Origin of the sequence: Kitasatospora sp. NPDC087271 (assembly GCF_044744605.1) — a bacterium.
In the GTDB taxonomy this organism is placed as follows: Bacteria; Actinomycetota; Actinomycetes; order Streptomycetales; family Streptomycetaceae; genus Kitasatospora.
In genome coordinates, this window is the sequence record NZ_JBIUYQ010000015.1 from 1 (window position 1) to 19,798 (window position 19,798).

The window sequence follows — 19,798 nt, forward strand, 5'->3', positions numbered from 1 at the left end:
GGTCCGATATCCGCTCACTCGCAGGCGCCTTGACCTGCCCCACCCTCGCCACACCACAACCAACGAGACACCGACCACAAAGTCACCGGCATTGGTACTAGGCTGGCTCCCGTTTGACCGGGGGACGGGGGACGGGTGTCTGAGGACGGGGGTCACGTGACCTTGCTGGAGAACGATCCGCGCGAGATCGGCGGGTACCGGCTGGAGGGCCGGATCGGCGCGGGCGGGATGGGCGTCGTGTACCGCGCGCGGTCGCTGTCCGGGCGGCAGGTGGCACTCAAGGTGATCCGCCCCGAGCTCGCCGGGGACGAAGAGTTCCGCGCCCGGTTCCGACACGAGGTCGAGGCCGCCCGCCGGGTGAGCGGGGCGTTCACCGCACCCGTCGTCGACGCGGACCCCGACGCCCCGTCGCCCTGGCTGGCCACCCTGTACGTCCCGGGCCCTTCGCTGGCCGAACGGGTCGCCCGGCAGGGCCCGTTGAGCCCGCCGGAGGTACGGCGGCTGGCGACGGGCCTCGCGGAGGCGCTGCGGGACATCCATCGCGCCGGGCTGGTGCACCGGGACCTCAAGCCCGGCAACGTCCTGCTCGCCGAGGACGGCCCCCGCGTGATCGACTTCGGCATCGCCCGCGCCCTGGACGGCACCCAGCTCACCAGCACCGGCGTCGCCGTCGGCACACCGCCGTTCATGGCGCCGGAGCAGTTCCGGCGCGGCGACACCAGCCCGGCCACCGACGTGTTCGCGCTCGGTTCGGTGCTGGCCTTCGCGGGCACCGGGCGCGGTCCGTTCGGCGCGGACTCCTCACACGCGGTGGGCTTCCGGGTCGTCTACGAGGAGCCGGACCTCACCGGGCTGGCGGCGGAACTGCTCCCCATGGTCACGGCCTGCCTCGCCAAGGAGCCGACCCGACGGCCCACCCTGGAGACGTTGCTGACGTGGTCCGTCGCGGGCGTGGAGCCTCCCCCGGCCGCGCCCGACACCCGGCCCGCGACCGTGTGGGAGCGGCCCGCCCTGCCGCCCGTTCCGACCGAGCCGGACGTCCGCTCGGCACCCCTCGCACCCGCCCTCCCCCCGCCCGCCGGGCCCGCCGTCATACCGGCGCCGACCGACCCCGCCGTCCCCCGGCCGCGCCGCCGGACGGCCGCGCTCGTCGTCGCGGTCGCCGTCGCGCTGGCCGCGGCCGGCGGCGCGGCCGTCCTGCTGCGGCAGCAGGAGAAGGACAGCGGTGGTGCCGGTGCCCTGCCCCCGGCCGCCTCGGCGCCGTCCGCTCCCGGTCAGTCAGGCCGGTCCGGCCCACCCGACTGCCCCTCGGCCCGCGCCGTCGTGGGCGGAGACGGGCCGTTGAAGACCGTCATGAGCCGTTGGGCGGCCGACTACCACCAGGCGTGCCCCACCGCGAACGTGGCCACCGCCGACCTGGGCGGCACCGCCGACCAGCAGTTCGTCGCCGGCCAGGTCGACGCCGTCACCCTCGACGACGCGCCCCTGGGCGACGAGGCCGCCGGCCTCGGCAAGCGGTGCACGGCCGCCCGGCCCGCCCAACTCCCGCTCGCCGCCCTGCCGATCGCGGTCGTCTACAACGTCCCCGGGCTCGACTCGCTGGTACTGGACGCCCCGACGGTGGCCCGGATCTTCAACGGCCAGATCACCAACTGGCGGGATCCCGCGATCGCGACGCTCAACCCCGGCCGGGTGCTGCCCGACTCGGCCGTCACCGCGGTCCACCTATCGGCCGAATCGCCGATCACGCTCGGCTTCACCCGCTACCTCGCCAAGGCCGCGTCCGCCGCCTGGCCGTACCCGACGGCCGCCCGCTCCTGGCCCGCCCAGGCGACGGGCGGTCTGGCGGTCGGCGATCTCGGCGCCGTCCGCCAGACGGTGACCGGCAAGTCCGGCGCGATCGCCTTCCTCCCGCTCAAGGACGCCGACGGGCTGCGGACCGCAAAACTGTCCGCCGGCTCCGGCCCGGTGGCCGCCACCACCGAGGCCGCCACCGCCGCCCTGGTCGGCGCCAAGGTCACCGGCACGGGCGCCGACCTGACGGTCGACGTCGACTACGCGAACCCCGGCTCCGGCGCGTACCCGCTCGTCCAGGTCGGCTACGCGGTGTTCTGCGACACCAACGCACCGGACAACCGCGGCAACCGCCCGACCCAGGCACTGGCCGGCCTGCTCTCCCACGCGGTGAGCGCCGCCGGCCAGCCGGCCGCGACGCAGTCGGGCTACGCCGCACTGCCGCCCGCCCTCGCCCGTCAGGTCACCGACGCGCTGAACGGTCTGACGGCCGGCTGACCGGCACGGTGGGTTCTGGGCCCGCCGGCCCCTCCCGCCCGACGAGTCGGTGCCGCCGCTCACCGACCGCGACGCCCGACGGCAGGACGCGGCTCGGGCCACCGCCTCGGTACGCCCGCGAGCTGAGCCTCACCCGCCCCCGGGCCCCGCGCCGCCCATCCGACGAGGGATCATGAACGGGTGACCATCGACCTGCTGCCCGGCCACGGCGTCCGCCTGCCCGCGCCGCTGCCCGGACTGCGCTTCGGCCTCACCGAGGCGACGGTCCGCCGCCTGCTGGCCCCGCACCACGAGGCGCTCCCGGGCGGTGTGCGCCCCACCTTCGTCTGCGGCTCCAGCTGGGCGCTGCACTTCGCCCTGCCCGGGGTCGGCGCCACCCTCTGCTCGGGCTCGGGCGAGCGCCTCCGGGCCGTCTTCCTCTCGCGCCGCCCGGTGGAACCGCTGGAGGGTGCGGCCGCCTGCCCGGTCGGCCTCCACTGCGTCGACGTCTTCGGCCGGCCGGCCCACGAGGTGGTCGAGGCGCTGCGCGCCGGGGGCCTGCCCGTCCCCGATCCCGCCCACGGCAACGTCCGGTACGACACGCTGCACCTCAGCCGAAACACCCCCGTGCGCTGGACCCCGGCCGGCCGGCGGAAGCCGCGCCACGAACCGCCGTTCACCTTCGGCCTCGTCTCCCTCTCCGCCCCGGAATCCCACCCCTCACCCCCTCACCAGGAGTCGACATGACCACCACCCCCGCGACCACCCCCTTGACCATCGCCGTCCTCGGGCCGGGCGGCGTCGGCGGCCTGATCGGCGGACTGCTCGCGCGCGCCGGGCACCGGGTGATCTGCCTGGCCGGCGAGGAGACCACCGCCGTCCTCAACCGGGACGGACTGCACGTCCACAGCGGGCAGTTCGGCGAGTTCACCGCCCGGGTCGAAGCCGCCACCGAACTGCGCGAGCCGGTCGACGCCGCGTTCGTGACCGTCAAGGAGACGGCGCTGGCCGACGCTCTCGACCGGATGCCGCCGCAGGCCCTCGGCTCCGCCGTCGTGGTGCCGCTGCTCAACGGACTCGACCACGTCGCGGCGCTGCGCGAGCGCTACCCGGCCGGGCAGGTCGCGGCCGGCACGATCCGGGTCGAGGCCACTCGGACCGCGCCCGGGCGGATCGAGCACACCAGCCCCTTCGCCGTGCTCGAACTGGCCGGACCGGCAGCGGACTTGGCCGAGCAGCTGCGGCGCACCGGCCTCGATGTCACGCTTCGCGAGGACGAGACCGCGATGCTCTGGAGCAAGCTCTCCTTCCTCGCCCCGTTCGCGCTGCTCACCACCCGCCACCGCAGCGAGGTCGGCGTCGTGCGCACCGAGCACCGGCCCGAACTGCTCACCGTCCTCGACGAGATCGCGGCCGTCTCCGGCGCTGCGGGCGCCCCGGCGGACGCACAGGCACTGCTCGCCGCCTTCGACCGGGTGCCCGGGTCGATGAAGTCCTCGATGCAGCGCGACGTGGAGGCAGGCCGTCCGATCGAACTCGACGCCATCGGCGGCGCCGTCCTGCGGGCCGCCGCCGCACACGGGGTCGACACCCCGGCCCTCGCCGGACTGGTGCGCGACCTCTCCGGACCGGCCAACCGGTAGCAGTCCCGGCCGACTTCACGTCATGGGCAGCGCCCCTGACGTGAAGTCGGCGAAGTCGAGTCCGGAATCTGATGTTCCATCAACTCCCTTTCCTGGCCGACAGTAAAGGTTCACCCATGATTCACCCGATCGGGCGGAACCACGAGCGGGCGATCAGGCGTTGTTGCCGGCGGGAGGGATACAGACATGACAAGGAAACCGTACCGACTGGCCGCCGCCGCACTCGCGCTGCTCGCCACCGCTCCACTGCTCAGCGCGTGCAAGGACGTCGACCAGGCACTCGACTGCGGCAAACAGGCCGTCAGCATCACCGGCGACATCCAGGACCTCGCCTCATCGGCCATCAACGTCGGCCAACTCACCGACCAGGATCGCCGCAAACACACCGCCGACGCCCTGAAGAAGGTCGGCGACGACATCAAGAAGCTCCGCGACCACAACAGCGGGGACAAGCTCGACAAGGCCACCGACAAGCTGAACAAGGCCGTCTCCAACGCCCAGGACAACGTCTCCAAGGGCAAGATGCCCGACATCGGGGCGATCACCGACGCCGCCGGCGACGTGACCAGCGCCTGCGCCGGGTCCTGAGCCACCGACCGCACCGCCCGCTCCCGGCCCCGCACCCGCGGGGCCGGGGGCAACCCGGGGCCCGCCCCGGCCTGTCGCCACCGACCGGGCCCCGCCAGGCGGTAGGAATGGCACCGGGACCGAACCGCACCACGGAGGCACCGGTGAACCACCCGATCCTCGACCAGATCCGCGACCTGCGCACCGAGTTGGCGCCCGGCGACGCCGCCCCGGCACTCGTCACGGCGCTCGCCGACGGCACGGCGCCCCGCCCGGCCCTGGCCGAACTCGCCGCCCAGCAGCACCGGATCATCGCCTCCGACCGGCGCAGCCTGCTGCTGCTCGCCACCCGCAGCGCCGACCTTCCGGTGAGCGCCTGGTTCGCCGCCCTCGCCGGGGCGAGAGCGCCGCGCTGCGCACCCTGCCCGGCCTCGCCGCCGCCTGCGGCCTCGGCCCGGACGAACTCGCCGCCCGGCCACCACTGGCCGGCTGCCAGGCCTACCCGGCCTACCTCGCCTGGCTCGCCTGGCTCGCACTGAACGGCGAGCCCGCCGCCGCGGCCGCCGCGCTGGTCGCCAACTTCGCGGCCTGGAGTAAGTATACGGACGTAGACTTAACCCCTGGCCGGCGGAAACACGTACAGCTCACCAGCTACGCACTCGTCGCGTGAGCTTGGAGGCTCCGGTTTGAGCGGGACGCCCAATCAGGGCATCGTCTTCCGCCCTGGCATGCTGATAGGCATCCACGGCCAGGGTGCGGGGCGCAGACCGGTTGCTTCCTCAAACGGCCGGACGCGGTACCCGGCCTTGATCATCTGGGCCTGGAGCCAGTTGGAATCGCACCCGTAAACCGTCGCGAGCCTTCTGACGCCGACGCCGGAGGCGTACCGGAGGGCGATGGCCGGCAGCGCGGCGATCACGAGCGCCTTGAGCATGGCCTGCCGGTCTTGTTCGGTGGTGGCCCACATGGCTACTCCTGAGGAGGGTGGAGAGTCCTCCGCCCTGCGGCAGCGGGGGCAGCCGCAGGGCGGAGGTGGGCCCGCCGCTGGGGGTTGAGGGCGGCGGGGGTGCGAGATGGTCAGGACTCGCCGGTCAGTCCGCCGATGCCAAGACGCTGGGACCCGAGAACTCCGAGGCCAACGCGTCCATGATCAGCTCGTCGCACACCGCGCCGCGCCAGTACCCGGCCTGGCGCATCGCGCCGACGTGCTTGAAGCCGGCCTTCTCGTAGACCTGGACGGCAGCCTTGTTGGGCGCGAGCACCTTGAGCCAGACGGACCGAAGGTTGGCGACGTGGAACCCGAAGTCCAGCGTCAGCCTGGTGGCTCGGGTGGCGAGGCCCTTGCCGCGCGCCTCGGGCGCGATGACGAGGATGAATTCGGCGGTGCGGGCGTAGGTATCGGGCTGGAGCGTGGTCATGCCGCTGGGCACCGGGGTCTCGGCGTCCGTGAGGTCGTAGACCGTGAACCTGATGTTCCTGCCGGCGAGCTGCTGCTGAAGTCCCTGGGTCCGGCTTTGCAGCGACTCAGGAACCGGGCGGCCGAACCCGATCAGGGAACTCGGGTTCTCCTCCCAGCGCCAGTACTGCTCTGCCAGGTCAGATCGAAGGGGGCCGAGCCCGCAGGTGCCATCGGAAAGCCAGATCATCTGTTCAACGGACATAGTGTGCTCCGGGGACGCTAAGAATCGCTGTGAACAACCCAACTGACGTGGACTCGGCGACCGGCGTGCCGTCAACGGTCTCGATCCAGGCGTGCAACCGTATCGGGTCAGGCGCGACGCCATGACGCCAAACCGCGGCCTTACCCGTGAGCTGGAGCAGCAGCATCGCGGCCGCCGACTCCTCCAGGCAGTTGGTTCGTCCGGGCGAGTACCAGCCCGCGCTACGCACGGCGTGGACGGCCTGTTCGGCTTCGCCGGCGGTCGCCGGCCTTCTCCGCCCCGTCGTGCTGGCGGAGTGAACCAGCTTGAGAACACGGCCCATCGCCTCATGCTCCGGGCCTGCGGCCTTCACAGCGTGGACCACCGAGAGGGCGGTAGCCGCCGCCAGTGTCCGGGTACGCGGGACGGGCACGGGAGGAGTCAGCCCGGCCCGGAACTCGTCACCGCCCCAGCTTGCCTTCGGCACCTCCACCTCGCGCACGCTCCGCCACGGCCGAGGCCGGTCAGTCACGACCAGCAAGCCCGCCGCCAGCAGCGACTTCAACAGCGGCTCCGGGAGGAGCCGGATGTTGTCGAACTCCACCGCGTGACGGAGAGCCGCGCCGGCCGACGCGGGGAGCGTGCTGACCTGGCCGTTGTAGTAGTTCACCAGAACAACGGCGTGCCCAAAGTCCAGACCACGGACATGGCGGGGCATGCTCACGAACGAAGGCGAGTCAGTCACGGTCTCCCACTTCCTCAATCCATTGCGGCTCCGACTCGCGGTCAAGCGCCAGAAGCCACGCCTCGACGGCGAGCGTCCGGTCCAGAATGCCCATCGGCACGGGCATGCCCATCGCAGCCTGCTTCAGCACGCGGCGAAGGGCCCTGGGCTCGACCAGACCGAGGGCGGAGAGGAACCCGTCCGCCAGGCCGAGCAGGGCATCCAGGTTCTCCCGCCGGCCGGTGTAGAAGTCGGCGTTGAACGAGCCCTTGGTACTGCGGGCGGCGAGCGGGGCCGGCAGCAGATCACTCATCGCCCGCACCAGTTGCGGCTTGTAGGCGTACACGGGTGGGCGGACTTCGAGCGGGACACGCAGCAGGGAGTTGACCACGCTGGCGTCCAGGAACGGGTTGCGAAGTCGGATACCGATTTCCTCCGCCAGCGCGGCATCCGCCTGTGCCGTCCGGGCTATCTCACGAATCTCGTCAACAACCGTGCGGACCCCGGCATCGAGTCCCACAAGCGGGTCAGGGGCGGCGGCCACCCGCTCAATCTCACCTCGCAGTTGCGGCAGGATCTCGGCACCAGCCCAGGCAGGGAGCTGCACGGGCGCGAACCAGTGAACGGTGCCGACCGCCGAGGACGAGCCTTGAACGATCCGTTCGGCAAGTACGGACAGTGCGTCGGCTCTGGAGAGTCGGGCCGACGCGACTGCCTGCCGGAGGATGTTCGAAAGCGGAAGATGCCGGAGCCGGGCCCAGCCTGCGGCCTGGTGGAAGGCGGCCTGGAACTGCCGGTGTCGAACCAGATCCGCGATATGGACCGGCGGCTGCGAGCAGACGCTGTCCCCGCCGTCACCGGTCAGATGAAGCGTGGTGTCGAATCGCTCGGCCATCCACTCCAACTGCCGAAGCAGCCCAGCCCAGGCCATTGTGGACGGGGCCGGTTCATCAGCGGCGGGCACGTCGGTGATCCCGGTGTAGGGCAGATGCTCGCGTTGTGTGGGCAGTAGGTGATGTTCGATCCTGCCGGGCATCGAGTTCGCCACGAGCCGGGCGAATCGAAGGTCTGCTCCCGACTCGTCCCCTTCAGGGTGGACCGTGACGGCGTTGACGCACACGTTGTCGGGTGTTCGGCGAGCTGCCAGGAGGGTGATGGACGATGAGTCGAGTCCGCCCGACAGGTCAGTGCTGAACGGGCCGTCGCCCAGTCCTAGGCCCACCGCCTTCTCAAGCTCGACCCGGAAGCGCCTGGTCGGCTCGGGTCCGATGTCCGACTGCGGCAGCCATAGGTTCGTGATCTGAGGTGCTGCGCCCGGAGCGAGCCGGATACGCGCGCCCGGCGGCAACTGCTCGACCCCGGAGATGTACGACCGGCCCGCAACGAGAGCGGGGAGCAGCGGCGCGAACACCGCTGTTACGAGCCGCCGCGTATCGACAGGGGCCCTGTTGAGCCCCGCGAGGAGTCGCGCCGACGACGACCAGGCCCACCCCGAACCGAAGCGGGTGACATAGACCGGCTGCGCGGCGGCAGGGTCGGTGAAGATCACGGTTTCGTGTTCGGCCTCGCTCACCACGGCGTAAGCCCCCGGCCAGCGCCACGCCAGATCGGTCGGCAGAGGCCCAGCGCCCAACGCCTTCAGATCCGCCGGCCGCGCACCGCTCAGCCCGAGGACGAACAGCCGACGGGCCGGTCCACCCTCCGTGACGTAGAGCTGAGTTGGCGTCATGCCGGTCATCCATACACTCGACTGCGGATGCAGCCGTGTCGCTCCCGACGGGCGTGGCGTGCCCGTTGCGGAGCCGCTGAAGCCCCCGAAAGCCATGGTGGCCCTCCCCTTGGCAGATCAATGGCAGAAAGCGGAGCGGTGCGGCCCCGAAGGGCCGCACCGCAGAAGGCGGATCAGCCGGCGTACTGGTACACGTACCGCTTGCCCTCGCCGCCGTCGGAGGTGCCGCCCATGGTGAGGGCCGCCGCGTCGCCGATCACGGTGACAGCCACGTCGTCGTCCTCGTCGGCCGTGACGATGGGCTCGTTCACGCTCATCTCTCTGTTCCTTCCTGCCAGGTGGTGCAACGTTCCACCGGGGATTCCCGGTGGAGCCCAGCCCAGAGGACTTCCCCATCCAACTGGGCTGGGAACTTTAGGGGTCTGCGGCTTCGAGGCCGCCGACCGAGGCGCAGATCCGCGTACACCGTCTTGCCGCGAGCAGCGAAACCGTGTAGGCGACGGCGACCGTCACGGGGGTCGGGTCCCCACGGGCGGACTTCCTGGCCGTGTCCCGGTAGTCGTCCTGGCCGTCGTCCACGGGGGTCTCCTCGTCTCGACACGGGACCTACGCCGGGCGCTTGTCGAGCGCGGCCCGCAGCGCGGCACGGCGGTGGGGCGTCCGGGCGCGGATGATGCAGTCGTTGCAGATCGGGTGGCAGGTGCTCTGGGGGTCACCGGGGGCCTGGAGCGAGGTAGCCCGCGCAGACCAGCGTCTCCCGGGAGCAGACCCAGCACGTCCCCTCGCGGTAGCCGTCGGGCCGGTCCACGACGCGCCCCTCGCCCGGAGGCCAGGAGGGCGGCAGCGTGTTCAATCCGCGGCCTCCAAGTCCACCAGCAGGACCATTTCCGGGTAGGGATCGCTGGAGCTGTCCCGGTTCACCCAGGCGTGGTTAGCGAGCATGCTCGGGGTCTCCGCGACGGTGCCCGTCCATCCGTCCTTGCGGTGCCGGACCGGGTCGCCCTGGATCACACCGACTTTCACAGTTGCACCTCTCCATCGGGAACTCATGCAGTGCCCCTGCGGGCAACGCAGTTGACACAGGAGCACGACGACCGCACGGCGGCGATTTGAAGGAGAGCACCCACGGGCGGGGCCCGGTCGGCCGCGTTCGCCGCCCTGTAGTCGTCCAGCGGGTTCCAGCCGGCGGGGGCCTGCTGCAACTCGGACTTCGAGGGCCCGGTTACGACCTCTCGGTATTCACGCTTGGGGGTGCGTCGCGCCATCGGCCTGTCCTCCTTCACCGAGGGCGGCTGTGTATGGGGGCGGCCCTCGGAACTCCTGCGACACCTGGGCTTGTGCGCTCCGGTGTCTTGATCGCTACTCTGCGTTCATGCCCGCCAAGCCGTTCATCAACGACGAAGACGATCACGACGCGTGCTGGATCTGCCCAAGTCTTCGGCTCCCCGCTGGGGCGTTCGATGTGCTCGAACGCCCCAGCGGGGACTACCCGTTCAACCCGGACGATGGCTTCCGGTACAACCGGGAGGGAATCCCGGCCTGTGTGCACGGAGACCGCATCGGGCTGCCTCCCGGCCAGTACGCGAGTGCCGGCGAGGCGCTGCCCGAGGGCTAGAAGGTGATGGCGTGCTCGCGCCCGCTGCGGGCGAAGCCGATGGAGTCGTACTTCTCGGCGAGGATGCCCAGGCGGCGGTCGACCTCGGCCTTGTCGAGCCAGTAGCGGGCGGGCGGCTCGGTGCCCCAGGCGACCACGTACGCGGCGTGGGTGTACTCGCCGCCGGTGTAGTCGGTGTGTTCCTGGTCCGTCTGGTGGATCAGCGCGAAGCCGGTCCGGTCGGCGATGCGGGCGAGGAGCTGCGGCTGCGCGATCATCGCGTGCGTCATCTCGTCCACGGGGACGGGCAGGGCCAGCTCGGCGTCGGTCTCGCTGCCGGTCAGCTCGAACGCCGCCGCCTTGAGGGCGATGGCACGCAGGCCCTCGGCGAACAGCGGGGCCTTGTCGGTGTCGAGGTTCCACTCGCTGATGGTCGGGAACCCGGTGAAGCACTGCCAGTCGGAGCTGTACTCCAGGGTCGCCGCCTCGAACGCCGGGAACTCGGGGTCAGCGGTGATGGCGGTCAGGATCTCGCGAGCGCGCTCGCCGACCTTGTCGGCGGCGGGCATGGTGCTGGTGGACATTCTGGTCCTCCTGCTGGGTGGTTGAGGCTGCCGCACGGGGCTCTGCGGCAGGGCAGCATCGCTGTTCGCAGAAGACCGAGTTCGCACTAGGCTTCCGCTGTCACCGGCGATGCCGTAGTCATGAAGTTACGGCCGGTGATTCCAGGGTTCGACGGACTGCCAGTACGAGTTACCCGGACGATCGAGGCCAAGGGGGCCCGGAATGGCTGCTCGGACACCACCGAGGCTCACCGAAACACTGACTGGCAGTCAGTCCAAGCCTGTGCGAGTCCCTGAAGGGGTGATTTCCGGCTTCCTTTTCAAGGTCATCCGGGAGCAGATCCCGAAGACTCAGGACGAGTTGGCCGTGGAACTGGGGATCGACAAGAGCACCGTCCAGGGCTGGGAGTCCGGCCGTCGGCCGCTCTCCTCCACCAGGGCCGGGAACCTGGTGGTACTGCGCCGGAAGCTGATTCTGCTCGGCGCGCCGACCGGGCTGGTGGACCTGATCAGCCTCGCATTGGACGCGGACTTCGTCCTCGGCGAGATACTGCGGTCCCGGCCCACGAAGGCCGAGGTTCTGGAGCATCCGTTGGCCGGGTGGGTGCTTACCCGGGACACCACGCACATGATCGGCTGGGCCGTCAGCGGGGTTCTGCCCGGCGCCGTGGCCACCGAGTTGAGCATTCCTGCCGCTCGGCGCGGGCCGGTCTCCACTGCACCGCTCCTCGGGAAGGACGTGCGCTCGCGATTCTTCGACAACCTTCGGCATACCGCCGACCTGGTGGAGGCCGGCGGTGAGGAGACCGCCCTACTCCGGAGACAGGTTTGGTACCTGTCCTCCTACGACCGGGCTCGCGATGTGGGCGAGTGGTTTGGCGGGATGCAGCGGCGAGGCCGGATTCCCTCGGCTGGTTCTGGGTGGTCACCCCGCTGGGCTGAGGCGCGGTCGGTCGCGGCAGCACTGGCCCGACAAGGGGACCCCGAGCTACTCCGAGACTTCATCGCCCGCTCGATCACCGACAACGACGACTTCGAGACCGCGAACTTGAACTATTGGGCTCACTGGCTCGGGCTCGACTCACGTCCCCAGACCAGCGACGACTTCATGGCCGAACAGGAACGCCCGGCGTGGGACGCCTCCTCACTGCTGCGACAGTTCGCCATCCGGCTGGACCGGGCGGGCGAGTACACCGACCTGTACGTCCATTCGATCTGGGCACTCATGCTCACCCGACGCGTCCTGGCCGATGCGGACCCCCGTACAGCCCGCGAGCTGGCCGCACGAGTGCGCACGCTGCTTGACGGTGAGGGCCTTTCACAGCAGTCCCGACGAGAGCTGGAGTCTGTGCACTACGGTCTGCGGGTAGGTGGGTCCAGCAACTACCGATCCAACAGCGAAGGACAGCTATGACGGACGACAAGCAGGCGAAGGGCACCGCGAGTTACCTGTTCGAGGCGGGCATGCTCAAGCGGGCGAAGCGCCAGGGCTGGTGGATCGCTGGGGTCAAAGACCCCGAGTCTGTCGCGGAGCACTCGTTCCGTACGGGCGTCGTCGGCGCGGTGCTCGCGATGATGGAGGGTGCCGACCCGGCCAAGGTCGCCCTGCTGTGTCTCTTCCACGACACCCAGGAGACCCGGGTCAGCGATATCCCGCACGTCAGTCGGCGCTACCTCACCGCCGCCTCGAACGAACGCGTGACCGCAGACCAGGTCAGCGCCGCTCACCCGGCCGTCGTTGCCGGGGTTCAGGCCCTCGTGGAGGAGTATGAAAACGCCGAGAGCCTGGAAGTCACCGTCGCCCATGACGCGGACAAGCTGGAGTGCCTGATTCAGGCCGTGGAGTACCGCGAGCAGGGGTACCAGAACGTCCAGCCGTGGATTGACAGCAGCCTCGGCAGCCTCAAGACCGAGTCGGCCCGCACTCTCGCCGAGGCCGCACTGACCATGACGTCCTTGGAGTGGCAGAAGATCTACCTTACGTGAGACTGGTGGTATCCGTCTTCGAGTCCGCCACCGCCCCCAAGGCATCCTGACCCACCACTACTGGTTCACTAGCTCGCCTCCCCCACCCCCGCTTCCCTCGGAGGCGGGGGTGTTCGCATTTCGAGGCCTCGTCACGTGCTCACGAGGAGGGGGCGGGCCCTGGGTCCACTCGGTACTTCTCCTCTTCCTCCGGCGGCGGGAGCGGGACGGTGATGGACAGCTCGATGGCCGCGACCCGGCGGGTGAGGTGGCCCCGTCGGCCGGCGGCGGCTGCCACCCACGCCCCGGATGCGTCCTTGGGCATCCAGACGCCTCCGTGCTTTTCCACGGTGCCGATCTGTTCGCCGAGGCCCGTACGACCCGGTAGTGGCCTCGGCGGCCCTCGTAGTCGAGTTCGAAGCACCGCGGATTCCATCGGCCCTCGGCCAGGACGTTGTCGGGGTGAATGCCCAGGGGTGGTGCCTTCCGTTCGGGTGGGTGGGGGTGGGGCCTGGTGCCATCGGCCGGCGGGGCTGTCGACGGCCGACTGGGTGGGTGGGGCGGGGGTGGGCTCTGGTGTCCGCTCGCCGATTTCGACGCCGTCGGCGAGCAGTTGCCGGACGGCGGCCTCGGCCTGGTGCTCGTAGCGGTGGCGGGAGATGTAGTGCCTGTTCTCCCGGATCTCGTACATGTCGGCCGCGAAGTCGGTGGTGTTGAGGGTGACGTCCAGGCGGCGGTCGTGGCCGGCCCCGGTGACGCTCCAGCGGAAGTCGGCTTCGTGGTCGTCGGCATGGAGGCGGGCGGCGTGGCGGGCGTCGTCACGGTGGCCGTGGTCGTCGCCGACCTGGGCGGGGCGCCCGGCGTACCGGTCACCGCACTGAAGGCACCAGACCACCCACCACTGCACCCGGTCGGTTCCGGCGGGCCCGACGCCGACCGGGCAGGGGTTACGCAGACCCCACCCCAGGGCGCTGCCGCCTCCGGGTATCCAGGGGGCGCGGGTGGGGGTGGTCACTGGGGTACTTCTTCGCCCAGCCCGCTCCCGCGCTCGAACAGCAGGCCGCCGACGCCCTCGGGCCGGATCCGCTGGACGGGCCGACCCTGGCCGTGGCCCGCGAGTACGGCCGACTGCTCCAGGCGTACGAGCACCTGTTCTGGGACACCCTCGGACAGCTCGACTAGGGTCCGGGGTCTCCCGGGTCACGCCGACGGGCCGACGGGCCGACCGGGCGCGGGGGGGCCGAGGCGTTCATCCCCCGCGCCCGGTCGGCCTCGCTCAGGCCTGCCAGTGCGGCTTGCCGCTGACCATCCGGCAGTAGATCATTCCCCCGTTGGCGTCATGGGTGCTCTTGCCGAGATCGGCGTTGCGGCAGAACTGCCCGGCCGCGTAGCAGTTCCCCGCGTTCGAGCGGAGCTCGCACTCCGCACCGCCGGCCGCCGCGGTGTGCTGCGGCTCCGGGGCGGTCGGCGGCTGGGCCGTGGTGGTCTTCGGCTGCGGCGCCTTCGGGGTGGGCGACGGCGCGTGGGTGCTGGGGGCCGCCGCTGCGGGGGCGGTCGGCGTGCTCGGCGCGGGGTCCGACGCCGGCGGCGGCGTGCCGGCCGGGGACGCGGCGGGCGGTGCCGCAGGCGGTGCGGCCGGCGGGGTCGACTGGGTGGTGGCGGCCGCCGGGGCGGTCACCGGGGGCGAGGCCTTGGCTCCGCCGTCGGCGGCCGACGGGTCGCAACCGGTCAGCGCCAGACCGACGGTGAGGACGAGTCCGGCGAAGCCGGCCAGGCCGGCGCACCGACGCCCGCGTATGCGTGAAGGCATGGGTGGAGAACGCTCCGTTCCGTTTGGATGAGGTGTGCGATTCAAGCAGAGCTCGCACACGATCCGTGCACGGATCTCCCACTCGTTGGCAGATCGAGATCTGCCGGCTACCGAGCGTCGCCGCCCTCCGGTCCGCCGTCACGCTGCGCCGAACCGCCGACCGTCCCAACAGGGGTATAGCGCCGGAGCGCAGGGGAATTCGGCATGTTCCTGACATGGCCAAAGGATCGCTACCGTTCCGGCAACGCCCACGCCGAACGAGGAGATCCCCCATGCTCCGCATCCGTGTGCTCGCGGTCGCCACCGCGCTCGCGGGCGTCGCCCTGACCGCCGCCCCCGCCGTCAGCGCGCCCGCTGACGACCCGTCCGTAGTCGCCGCCCTCGCTTCCCCCACGGCCCGGACCGCCCCGGCCCCGTCCGCGCTGCTCCCCGCGCTCCAGCGCGACCTCGGACTCTCCCCGCAAGCCGCCGCCGACCGGCTGGCCGGGGAGAGCCGGGCCGCCCGGGTTCGGACCGCGCTCGCCGCCGCCCTGGGCTCCCGCTGGGCCGGGGCCTGGGTCGAGGGGCCGGACGCCGCCCTGGTGGTCGCCACCACGGACGCCTCCGTCGCCCGGACGATCACCGCGCACGGCGGCCGGGCCACCGTCGTCCGCAACGCCCTGGCCGCCCTCGACCGGGCGAAGGCCGCGCTCGACCGGGCGGCCCGGGCCGCCACACCCACCGCCACGCCGTTCTGGTCCGTGGACGTCCGCACCAACGCCGTCGTGGTCCGGTCCTCCGACGCCGCCCGGACCGAGGACTTCCTGCGCCGCTCCGGGGTGGACCGCACGCTGGTCCGGGTCGAGCGGGCCACCGCCACGCCCCGGCCGCTGGCCGACCTGCACGGCGGCGACGCGTACTACATCGACAGCGCCGCCCGCTGTTCGATCGGATTCCCCGTCACCCAGAACGGCCGGCCCGGCTTCGTCAGCGCCGGCCACTGCGGGCAGCCCGGTTCCAACGCGACGGCCTCCGACGGCAGTTCGATCGGCACCTTCCAGGGCTCGACCTTCCCCGGCAACGACTACTCCTGGGTGCAGGCCGGCCCGGGCTGGACGGCGCAGCCGCAGGTGAACGACTACGCGGGCGGCGCGGTGACGGTCGCCGGCTCGACCGAGCAGCCCGTCGGGTCCTCGGTCTGCCGCTCCGGTTCCACGACGGGCTGGCACTGCGGCACCGTCGAGGAGGTCAACGCCACCGTCACCTACCAGGAGGGCAGCGTCTACGGCGTCACCCGCACCAGCGTGTGCGCCGAACCCGGCGACTCGGGCGGGTCGTTCATCTCCGGCAACCAGGCGCAGGGCGTCACCTCCGGCGGCTCCGGCGACTGCACCTCGGGCGGCGAGACCTACTTCCAGCCCGTCAACCCGATCCTGAGCGCCTACGGCCTCACCCTGGCCACCGGCTGAGCGGCTGACCGGCCGAGCCGCCGGCCGAACCACTCGCCGAGCCACGGGCCGCCGTGAGGACAGGACCTAAGGCAGCCCCGCCGTCCGGCGCTCGAACACCTCGGGGCGCGCGGTCTCCAGGGCGGTGGCGACCGCACCGAGGAGGACGGCCTCCTCCCCCAGCAGGCTCGGCGCGAGCGTCGGACGCATCGGGGCGATCCGGTGCAGGGCCTGCTCCAGCGGTTCCAGGAGCAGGTCCGCGCTGTTGCCTATGCCGCCGCCGAGGACCACCAGGTCCGGGTCCAGTACGGCGGACAACACGGCGACGGCGTAGGCGAGTTGGCCGGCCTCATGGCCGACGGCCCGGACCGCCGCCGGGTCGCCGGCCCGGGCCCGTTCGAAGACCTGCTTGGCCGTGGGCGCGCCGCCCAGCCCGAGGTCCTGGGCGGTGCGCACCACGGCGTCCGCGGCGGCCTCCTGCTCGATGGTCGCCGGAGGCTCACCGGGGCGGGCGGGCAGCGGCACCAGGCCGATCTCGCCCAGCGCGCCGTGTGCGCCGAGCAGCAGTTCGCCGTCCTTGACCACGCCGACGCCCAGGCCGGTGCCGACCAGCAGGTAGGCGAACATCCGGCTGCCCCGGCCGGCGCCGAGGGTGTACTCGCCTAGCGCGGCCAGGTTGGCGTCGTTGGCGACGGTGACGGCCACGCCCAGGCCCTCCCCGATCCGGTCGAACAGACCGGGCCGGCCCCAGCCGGGCAGGCTGGTGGCGTAGCGCACGCCGCGCCGCTGCTCGTCCCACACGCCCGGGGTGCCGATCACCGCGTGCACGATGTCGTCGGCGGCCAGGCCCGCCTCGTCGATGGCCTCGTGGGCGGCGGCGACCACGGCGTCGGCGACGGCGTTCGCCGAGCGGCCCCGGTTGGCCACGTCGCGGCGGGCGACGACCGTCCCGGCGAGGTCCGCGACGGCGACCCGCAGCCTGGCCCGCCCGATGTCCACGCCGAGCACGTGCCCGGCGGCCGGGTCGACCTCGTACAGCACCGCGGTGCGGCCGCGCTCGGGGGCCAGCCGGCCGGCCTCGCGGACCAGCCCGGCCTGCTCCAGGGCGGCCAGGGCGGCGGACACGGTGGGCTTGGACAGGCCGGTGTCCCGGGCGAGTTGGGCGCGCGAGGAGCCGCCGCCGGTGCGCAGCAGTTCGAGCAGCAGCCATTCGTTGTTGCTGCGCAGCCGCTGCCGGTTCCACGGCACTGCCGGGGCCCCGGCCGCCGGGCGGTGGGTCGGCAGGTGGCTGCTCATCGGTTCCTCCGGTCTGGGCGGGAAGGCTGGCGGGCGGGCTGCGCCGGGTGGTGCCGGCACGGCCCGCGGCGCCCGGTGTCGGGTGCCGCCGCCCAAGTATGACCGGTGATCATTCCGTTCCCACCCCGGCTGCCGGCCCCGCGCCGCCCCGAGCCGCCCCGAGCGCGATCCTCGGGCCCGTCAGGACCACCAGGCCCGTCGGACCTGTCGGACCTGTCGGGCCCGCCGGGCGTGTCAGGCCCGGGCCGGACTCGTCAGACCACCCAGCCGCCCGTCATCCGCCGCACCGCCGAGCCGTCCAGGTCTGCCAGCTTGGTGCCGGCGAAGGCCCGGGCCGCCTCGGAGGTCTGCACCCGCAGCGGCGGCCGCTCGGCGGTGAGGGCCGCGACGATCGGGGCGGCCGCCTGCTCCGGGGTCTGGGCCTGGACGAAGGCCTTCAGCGTGCGGTCGACGTAGGCCCGCAGGGCGGGGGCGTACGGGCCGGCCGCGGCGGTCAGCGCGGGCAGGTCGATGGCCTGGTTGCCGACGAACTCGCTGGCGACGGCGCCCGGTTCGACGACGGTGACGTGCACGCCGACGGTGGCGGCGACCGGCGCCAGCGACTCCATGAAGCCCTCGACGGCGAACTTGGCGGCGCAGTACGCCTCGTTGAAGGGCTGTCCGACCACGCCGCCGACGCTGGTCACGGTGACGACCCGGCCGCCGGAGGCCCGCAGGTGCGGCAGTGCGGCCCGGGTGACCTCGACCACACCGAAGAAGTTCACCTCCATGGCGGCCCGCACCGGCGCCGTCCCGTCCTGCTCGATCGTGCCGACGTGGCCGGCGCCCGCGTTGTTGACCACCGCGTCGAGCCGACCGTGCCGGGCGAGGACGGTCTCCAGGCAGGCGGTGACGGAGGCCGGATCGGTGACGTCCAGCTGCTCGACCTCGATCCGCCCGTCGACGCCCGCCTCGGCGGCGGCGCGCCGCAGGGCCTCGGCCCGTCCGGTGTCGCGCATGGTGGCGACGACGCCGTACCCGGCGCGGGCGGCGGCCACGGCGGCGGCGAGGCCGATCCCGGAGGAGGTGCCGGTGATGAGGACGATCGGGGCGGCGTCGGTGTCCATGGAAGTCTCTCCTCGGATCTCCCCGGCTTCTCCGGGGAAAAGTGTGTGCGTGTGCACGCACCATACATTTAGGTGCACGCGCACGCAACCGGTCGACAGCCCGGCGGCGCCGGTCGGGCGGCCGTCACACCTTCGCCAGCGCGCCCTCCACGTCCGCCCACAGGTCCTCGGGGTGCTCGATGCCCACCGACACCCGCACCGTCCCCGGGCCGATCCCGGCGGCGGCCAACTCGGCGTCGTCGAGCTGACGGTGGGAGGTGCTGGCCGGGTGGAGCACGAGGGTGTGCACGCCGCCGAGGGAGGGGGCGAGGGCGGCCAGGCGGACGGACTCGGTGAAGGTGCGGGCCGCCTCGCGGCCGCCGACGAGGTCGAAGGCCAGGACGCCGCCGTGGCCGTCGGGCAGGAGCCGGCGGGCGAGGTCGTGGTCGGGGTGCCCGGGCAGGCCCGGGTAGTGGACGGCCCCGACCGCGGGGTGGGCGGCGAGGCGACCGGCCAGGTCGAGGGCGCTCTCACAGTGCCGGCGGACCCGCAGGGCGAGGGTCTGGAGGCCGCGCAGGGTCAGCCAGGCGGCGAACGGGTCGACGGCGGCGCCGAGTTCGATGGCGTAGTGCCAGACCTTGCGGTGCAGTTCGGCGTCCGCGAGAACGGCGACGCCGGCCAGGACGTCCGAGTGGCCGCCGAGGTACTTGGTGGCCGAGTGGATGACGACGTCCGCGCCGTACTCGATCGGCCGGCAGAGCAGCGGCGTCGCGAAGGTGTTGTCCACGACGCTGACCACCCCGGCCCGCTTGGCGACGCCGATCAGCCCGGGCAGGTCGGTGACCCTGGTGGTGGGGTTGGAGATGGTCTCCAGGTGCAGCAGCCGGGTGGTGGGCCGCAGGGCCGCCTCGACCTCGGCCGGGTCGTCACCTCCGACGTGGGTGACCTCCACCCCCCAGCGCTCGGCGAGGTCGGCGAGCACGGCGAAGGTACCGCCGTACAGGCTTCGCTGGGCGATCACGTGGTCGCCGGAGCGCAGCAGGGCGAGCAGGACGGTGTTGATCGCGCCCATGCCGGAGGCGGTGGCGATCGCACCGGCGCCGCCTTCGAGGTCGGCCACCGCCGTCTCCAGCGAGCGGACGGTCGGGTTGCCGTAGCGGTTGTAGAAGAAGGCCCCGCCCGGGCCGCCGAAGGCCTGGGTGAGCGCGTCGCTGGTGTCGAAGGCGAAGAGGTGGCTCTGGTGCAGTGGCACGCCCATCGGGCGGCTGCCGGTGGTGTCCGCGAGGGGCGGGTGGACGATCCGGCTCTCGGGGCGCAGCGCGCCGGGGGCCCGGTGTCCGTCGGGAGTCCGGTGTCCGTCCGGAGCCCGGTGTCCGTCGGGGGTCTGCTGTCCGCCAGAAGCCTGCTGTCCATCGGGGGCCCGGTGGCCGAGGTAGTCGCTCATGCCGCCCATCGTCGGGCCGGTCGCACGCCGCGCCCAGGGC

23 protein-coding genes are annotated in these 19,798 nt (G+C 72.3%); 9 read left to right on the forward strand and 14 right to left on the reverse strand.

Going from position 1 to position 19,798, the window contains the following annotated elements; translation table 11 throughout:
• Nucleotides 1-156: 156 nt before the first annotated feature.
• The 5 genes from ACIO9K_RS23755 to ACIO9K_RS23775 all read left to right on the forward strand — a co-directional run bounded on the left by ACIO9K_RS23755 (nt 157) and on the right by ACIO9K_RS23775 (nt 5,020).
• Entirely contained in the window at nt 157-2,292 is a 2,136-nt protein-coding gene (locus tag ACIO9K_RS23755) for a serine/threonine-protein kinase (protein WP_400332778.1), read from the forward strand.
• Nucleotides 2,293-2,472: 180 nt separating this feature from the next.
• Nucleotides 2,473-3,018: a hypothetical protein gene (locus tag ACIO9K_RS23760; RefSeq protein WP_400332781.1), complete on the forward strand. Its 546-nt coding sequence runs from the start codon at nt 2,473-2,475 to the stop codon at nt 3,016-3,018.
• Nucleotides 3,015-3,914 carry a ketopantoate reductase family protein gene (locus ACIO9K_RS23765; protein ID WP_400332784.1) on the forward strand — a complete coding sequence of 300 codons (900 nt, stop codon included), beginning with the start codon at nt 3,015-3,017 and terminating at the stop codon, nt 3,912-3,914. Before ACIO9K_RS23760 ends, ACIO9K_RS23765 begins: the two co-directional genes overlap by 4 nt.
• Before the next feature lie 186 nt (nt 3,915-4,100).
• Nucleotides 4,101-4,502 (forward strand): hypothetical protein, encoded by a 402-nt coding sequence (locus ACIO9K_RS23770; protein WP_400332787.1) that lies wholly within the window; start codon nt 4,101-4,103, stop codon nt 4,500-4,502.
• A 143-nt stretch (nt 4,503-4,645) separates the two neighbouring features.
• Nucleotides 4,646-5,020 (forward strand): hypothetical protein, encoded by a 375-nt coding sequence (locus tag ACIO9K_RS23775; protein WP_400332790.1) that lies wholly within the window; start codon nt 4,646-4,648, stop codon nt 5,018-5,020.
• A 164-nt stretch (nt 5,021-5,184) separates the two neighbouring features.
• Here ACIO9K_RS23775 and ACIO9K_RS23780 read toward each other — a convergent pair whose 3' ends face one another.
• The 7 genes from ACIO9K_RS23780 to ACIO9K_RS23810 all read right to left on the reverse strand — a co-directional run bounded on the left by ACIO9K_RS23780 (nt 5,185) and on the right by ACIO9K_RS23810 (nt 9,597).
• On the reverse strand, nt 5,185-5,448 hold the full coding sequence (locus ACIO9K_RS23780) for a hypothetical protein (protein ID WP_400332793.1): 264 nt from the start codon (nt 5,446-5,448) through the stop codon (nt 5,185-5,187).
• A gap of 124 nt (nt 5,449-5,572) precedes the next feature.
• Nucleotides 5,573-6,142: a GNAT family N-acetyltransferase gene (locus tag ACIO9K_RS23785; RefSeq protein WP_400332796.1), complete on the reverse strand. Its 570-nt coding sequence runs from the start codon at nt 6,140-6,142 to the stop codon at nt 5,573-5,575.
• Complete coding sequence (locus ACIO9K_RS23790; protein ID WP_400333129.1) at nt 6,132-6,839, reverse strand: lasso peptide biosynthesis B2 protein; 708 nt, start codon at nt 6,837-6,839, stop codon at nt 6,132-6,134. The genes ACIO9K_RS23785 and ACIO9K_RS23790 overlap by 11 nt, the downstream gene beginning before the upstream one ends.
• A 19-nt stretch (nt 6,840-6,858) precedes the next feature.
• Nucleotides 6,859-8,670: an albusnodin/ikarugamycin family macrolactam cyclase gene (locus ACIO9K_RS23795; protein WP_400332799.1), complete on the reverse strand. Its 1,812-nt coding sequence runs from the start codon at nt 8,668-8,670 to the stop codon at nt 6,859-6,861.
• A 77-nt stretch (nt 8,671-8,747) separates the two neighbouring features.
• Nucleotides 8,748-8,891: an albusnodin family lasso peptide gene (locus ACIO9K_RS23800; protein WP_400332802.1), complete on the reverse strand. Its 144-nt coding sequence runs from the start codon at nt 8,889-8,891 to the stop codon at nt 8,748-8,750.
• Nucleotides 8,892-8,988: 97 nt separating this feature from the next.
• Complete coding sequence (locus ACIO9K_RS23805) at nt 8,989-9,153, reverse strand: hypothetical protein (protein WP_363582711.1); 165 nt, start codon at nt 9,151-9,153, stop codon at nt 8,989-8,991.
• Nucleotides 9,154-9,423: 270 nt separating this feature from the next.
• Entirely contained in the window at nt 9,424-9,597 is a 174-nt protein-coding gene (locus tag ACIO9K_RS23810) for a hypothetical protein (RefSeq protein WP_400332806.1), read from the reverse strand.
• 349 nt (nt 9,598-9,946) lie between these two features.
• Here ACIO9K_RS23810 and ACIO9K_RS23815 point away from each other — a divergent pair, with 349 nt between their 5' ends.
• Entirely contained in the window at nt 9,947-10,189 is a 243-nt protein-coding gene (locus tag ACIO9K_RS23815) for a hypothetical protein (RefSeq protein WP_400332809.1), read from the forward strand.
• Here the strand turns inward: ACIO9K_RS23815 and ACIO9K_RS23820 are convergent.
• The gene (locus ACIO9K_RS23820; RefSeq protein ID WP_363617048.1) at nt 10,186-10,752 is read right to left on the reverse strand and encodes a hypothetical protein; all 567 of its coding nucleotides are present in this window, start codon (nt 10,750-10,752) and stop codon (nt 10,186-10,188) included. The genes ACIO9K_RS23815 and ACIO9K_RS23820 overlap by 4 nt on opposite strands.
• A gap of 280 nt (nt 10,753-11,032) precedes the next feature.
• Between ACIO9K_RS23820 and ACIO9K_RS23825 the strand changes: the two genes are divergently transcribed.
• Both ACIO9K_RS23825 and ACIO9K_RS23830 read left to right on the forward strand, forming a co-directional pair.
• Nucleotides 11,033-12,145 (forward strand): helix-turn-helix domain-containing protein, encoded by a 1,113-nt coding sequence (locus ACIO9K_RS23825; protein ID WP_400332812.1) that lies wholly within the window; start codon nt 11,033-11,035, stop codon nt 12,143-12,145.
• A complete protein-coding gene (locus ACIO9K_RS23830; RefSeq protein ID WP_363617052.1) occupies nt 12,142-12,717 on the forward strand; it encodes an HD domain-containing protein in 576 nt (191 codons plus the stop codon). The genes ACIO9K_RS23825 and ACIO9K_RS23830 overlap by 4 nt, the downstream gene beginning before the upstream one ends.
• A 139-nt stretch (nt 12,718-12,856) precedes the next feature.
• Here ACIO9K_RS23830 and ACIO9K_RS23835 read toward each other — a convergent pair whose 3' ends face one another.
• From ACIO9K_RS23835 to ACIO9K_RS23845, 3 genes are all read right to left on the reverse strand, one after another.
• Nucleotides 12,857-13,711: a hypothetical protein gene (locus ACIO9K_RS23835; RefSeq protein ID WP_400332816.1), complete on the reverse strand. Its 855-nt coding sequence runs from the start codon at nt 13,709-13,711 to the stop codon at nt 12,857-12,859.
• On the reverse strand, nt 13,708-13,845 hold the full coding sequence (locus tag ACIO9K_RS23840) for a hypothetical protein (RefSeq protein WP_363582697.1): 138 nt from the start codon (nt 13,843-13,845) through the stop codon (nt 13,708-13,710). The genes ACIO9K_RS23835 and ACIO9K_RS23840 overlap by 4 nt, the downstream gene beginning before the upstream one ends.
• 127 nt (nt 13,846-13,972) lie before the next feature.
• On the reverse strand, nt 13,973-14,506 hold the full coding sequence (locus ACIO9K_RS23845; RefSeq protein WP_400332819.1) for a hypothetical protein: 534 nt from the start codon (nt 14,504-14,506) through the stop codon (nt 13,973-13,975).
• Between the two features lie 272 nt (nt 14,507-14,778).
• Between ACIO9K_RS23845 and ACIO9K_RS23850 the strand changes: the two genes are divergently transcribed.
• Nucleotides 14,779-15,954: a S1 family peptidase gene (locus ACIO9K_RS23850; protein WP_400332822.1), complete on the forward strand. Its 1,176-nt coding sequence runs from the start codon at nt 14,779-14,781 to the stop codon at nt 15,952-15,954.
• A gap of 66 nt (nt 15,955-16,020) precedes the next feature.
• Here ACIO9K_RS23850 and ACIO9K_RS23855 read toward each other — a convergent pair whose 3' ends face one another.
• From ACIO9K_RS23855 to ACIO9K_RS23865, 3 genes are all read right to left on the reverse strand, one after another.
• Nucleotides 16,021-17,229 (reverse strand): ROK family transcriptional regulator, encoded by a 1,209-nt coding sequence (locus ACIO9K_RS23855; RefSeq protein ID WP_363582691.1) that lies wholly within the window; start codon nt 17,227-17,229, stop codon nt 16,021-16,023.
• 254 nt (nt 17,230-17,483) lie between these two features.
• On the reverse strand, nt 17,484-18,335 hold the full coding sequence (locus ACIO9K_RS23860) for an SDR family NAD(P)-dependent oxidoreductase (RefSeq protein ID WP_363617062.1): 852 nt from the start codon (nt 18,333-18,335) through the stop codon (nt 17,484-17,486).
• A gap of 124 nt (nt 18,336-18,459) precedes the next feature.
• Nucleotides 18,460-19,758 carry a trans-sulfuration enzyme family protein gene (locus ACIO9K_RS23865; RefSeq protein WP_400332827.1) on the reverse strand — a complete coding sequence of 433 codons (1,299 nt, stop codon included), beginning with the start codon at nt 19,756-19,758 and terminating at the stop codon, nt 18,460-18,462.
• Between the last annotated feature and the right edge of the window lie 40 nt (nt 19,759-19,798).